General features: G+C 69.6%; 2 protein-coding genes and 1 pseudogene. 1 reads left to right on the forward strand and 2 read right to left on the reverse strand.

Annotated elements, in window-relative coordinates; genetic code table 11:
- Nucleotides 1-486, forward strand: a pseudogene (locus tag AOK24_RS34535) (LLM class flavin-dependent oxidoreductase); the annotation flags it as partial.
- A gap of 115 nt (nucleotides 487-601) precedes the next feature.
- Here AOK24_RS34535 and AOK24_RS34540 read toward each other — a convergent pair.
- Together AOK24_RS34540 and AOK24_RS34545 are read right to left on the reverse strand one after the other, a co-directional pair.
- Entirely contained in the window at nucleotides 602-2,017 is a 1,416-nt protein-coding gene (locus tag AOK24_RS34540; RefSeq protein WP_055723938.1) for a sugar porter family MFS transporter, read from the reverse strand.
- Between the two features lie 192 nt (nucleotides 2,018-2,209).
- On the reverse strand, nucleotides 2,210-3,608 hold a 1,399-nt coding region (locus AOK24_RS34545), incomplete at its 5' end, for an AAA family ATPase (RefSeq protein WP_159052085.1).

Genomic DNA, 3,608 nt, shown 5'->3' on the forward strand with positions numbered 1-3,608 from the left:
GCCCCGCACCCCCTCCTCCTGGTCGGCGGCTCCTCCGAGGCCTCCGCCCGCCGGGCGGCCCGCCTGGGCCTCCCCTTCTTCCCCAGCGCCCATCTCCCGGCCCTGGAGTCGTACTACACGGCCCGTCTGAAGGAGTACGGCACCGAGGGCTGGGTCCTGATGCCCCCGGCGGAGACCCCTCTCCTGCACCTCTCGGAGTCCCCCGACCAGACCTGGCGGACCTACGGCCACCACTTCCTCCACGAGGCCCGCACGTACGCCGCCTGGCAGTCCACGGACATCCACTCGGTGGTCCGCTCCTCGGCGACGACCGTCGACGAACTCCGCGAGGAGGGCGTGTACAGAATCCTCACCCCCGCCGAATGCCTGGCCCAGAACCTCGGCAACCTCGTCCTCCACCCCCTGGCCGGCGGCATGCCGATCGAGGAGGGCTGGCGCAGCCTGCGGCTGTTCACCGAGCGGGTGCTGCCGGAAGCCGGGGACTGAGGACGCCGGGCCCCGCAGACGAAACCCGCCGCCCCCGGGTATCCGGGGGCGGCGGTCGTGTTCGGGGAGAAGGACAGCGGGGACTTGGTCCTTCTCCCCGGGCTCGGGGAGGGCCTCAGCCCATCTCCTCCAGGGACTTGCCCTTGGTCTCCTTGACGAACCTGAGGACGAAGGGGATGGAGAGGGCGGCGAAGACGGTGTAGATCATGTACGTCGCGGAGAGGTTCCAGTCGGCCAGGGACGGGAAGCTTGCCGTGATCGCCCAGTTGGCGATCCACTGCGCGGAGGCGGCGACGCCGAGGGCCGCCGCGCGGATGCGGTTGGGGAACATCTCGCCGAGGAAGACCCAGACCACCACGCCCCAGGAGAGGGCGAAGAAGAGGACGAAGATGTGGGCGGCGACGAGGGCCGTCCAGCCCTGGGCGGTGGGGAGCTTGCCGTCGACGAGGTCGTACGAGAACGCCCACGCCTCCAGCGCGAGGCCGATCACCATGCCGACGGAGCCGATGAGGGCGAGCGGCCTGCGGCCCACCCGGTCGACGAAGATCATCGCGATGACCGTGCCGACGATGTTGATGATCGACGTCGTGAAGGAGTAGAAGAACGAGTCGGTCGGGTCGACGCCGACGGACTGCCACAGGGTGGACGAGTAGTAGAACGCGACGTTGATGCCGACGAACTGCTGGAAGACGGAGAGCCCGATGCCGATCCAGACGATCGGCTTGAAGAAGAAACCGCCGCCGAGCAGGTCCTTGAACGTCGACTTGTGCTCGCTCTTCATCGCGTGCTCGATCTCGGCGACCCGCGCGTCGAGGTCGGCGCTCTCGCCCTCGACCTCGGCGAGGATCTCCCGGGCCCGCTCCCGCTTGCCGACGGACAGCAGGAACCGCGGCGACTCGGGGATCGCGAAGGACAGCAGCCCGTACAGCACGGCCGGTACGACCATCACACCCAGCATGACCTGCCAGGCTTCGAGCCCCATCAGCTTCCCGCGCTGATCCCCGCCGGCCGCGTTCAGCAGCCCCCAGTTGACGAGCTGCGAGATGGCGATCCCGATGACGATCGCGGCCTGCTGGAACGACCCGAGCCGCCCCCGGTACGCGGGCGGCGCGACCTCGGCGATGTACGCGGGGCCGATGACGGACGCCATCCCGATCGCGAACCCGCCGACGACCCGCCACAGCGCGAGGTCCCACAGCGCGAACGGCAGCGCGGAGCCGACCGCGCTGATCGTGAACAGCACGGCGGAGATCTGCATGCACCGGATACGCCCGATCCGGTCCGCGATCCGCCCCGCCGTCGCCGCCCCGATCGCGCAGCCGATCAGCGCGATCGCGATGACCTGCGCGAGCGCGGCGGACCCGATGTCGTACCGGTCCCGGATCGCCTCGACGGCGCCGTTGATGACGGAACTGTCGTACCCGAACAGGAACCCGCCCATCGCCGCGGCGGCGGCGATGAAGATGACGTGCCCGAGATGGTCGGGATGAGCCTGGGCTCCGGACGTGGACGCCTGCGCTGTGCTGGTCACGATCAACTCCTCGGGCCACCGGCAACGCTGCCGGCCATGGTCAGCCCCTCCAGTGGCGCACAGCACGCCGCCGCCCACCACCTGAAGGGAAAAGCAACGCCCCAGAGACTATGCCTTCAAGTTGTGAAGTCCAATGCCGGGTGATGTGAGATGACAGTCACTACTGGACCGGAATGTGTTCAAGTCTTGAATTCATCGCAGTCGCTGCGAGATCACCTTCGACACCCCGTCGCCCTGCATCGACACCCCGTACAGCGCGTCCGCGACCTCCATCGTCCGCTTCTGGTGCGTGATGACGATCAGCTGCGACGACTCCTGCAACTCCTGCATGATCCGGATCAGCCGCTGGAGGTTCGTGTCGTCGAGCGCCGCCTCCACCTCGTCCATCACGTAGAACGGGCTCGGCCGCGCCTTGAAGATCGACACCAGCAGCGCTACGGCCGTCAGGGACCGCTCCCCGCCCGACAGCAGCGACAGCCGCTTGACCTTCTTGCCGGGCGGGCGGGCCTCGACGTCCACGCCCGTCGTCAGCATGTTGTCCGGATCCGTCAGGATCAGCCGGCCCTCACCGCCGGGGAAGAGGCGGCCGAAGACCCCCTCGAACTCCCGCGCCGTGTCCCGGTACGCCTCGCTGAACACCTGCTCGACCCGCTCGTCCACCTCCTTCACGACCTGGAGGAGGTCCGTGCGCGTCTTCTTCAGGTCTTCGAGCTGCTCGCTGAGGAACTTGTGGCGTTCCTCCAGCGCCGCGAACTCCTCCAGCGCGAGCGGGTTCACCTTGCCGAGCTGCTGGTACGCCCGTTCGGCCGCCCTCAGGCGCTTCTCCTGCTCCGCGCGGACGAACGGCACCGGCTGCGGGTCCTCCGCCGGCTCCTCACCCTCCGCCGGGGGCGACGGCGGTACGAGCTGATGCGGGCCGTACTCCGTGACCAGGCCCTCCGGCTCGACGCCCAGTTCCTCCAGCGCCTTCGTCTCGACCTGCTCGATCCGCATCCGCTTCTCGGCGCCGAGCACCTCTCCCTTGTGCACCGAGTCCGTCAGCTTGTCCAACTCGGCCTTCAGGTCCCGGCCTACGGTTCGCTCCGCCGCCAACTCCTGTTCCCTCGCGGCCTTCTCCGCCTCGGCCTCGGCGCGGTCGGCTGCCGCCCGCTGTACGGAGACCTCGACGTGGGCCAGCAGGCGCCGGGCACCCTCCGCCACGGCCGTCGCCACGGACGCCTCGTACTTCAGCCTGCGCTGCCGCTGCTCCGCCCTCGACCTCGCCTCGCGCTCCGCCCGCGCCGCGCGGTCCAGTGAATCCGCCCTGCCCGCGAGGGCCTTGACGCGTTCCTCGTGCGTGCGGGCCTGGAGGCGGGCCTCCATCTCCGTCTGGCGGGCGTTCGCGCCGTCCGCTGCGAGGCGGTCGCGTACGGCGGTGTCCGGTTCCTCCTCCACGGGCAACTCCTCGGCGACCGCGAGGCGTTCGGCGAGGATCTCCACTTCTTCGAGCGCCTTGTCCAAGGCGTCCTGTGCACGGGCCGCCGCCGCTGTGGCTCTCTCCGCCTCGCAGGCCAGTCGAGGGGCGCGACGGGCGAGGCGGAGAGAGCCACAG

Source organism: Streptomyces niveiscabiei (assembly GCF_001419795.1).
Classification (GTDB): Bacteria; Actinomycetota; Actinomycetes; order Streptomycetales; family Streptomycetaceae; genus Streptomyces; species Streptomyces niveiscabiei.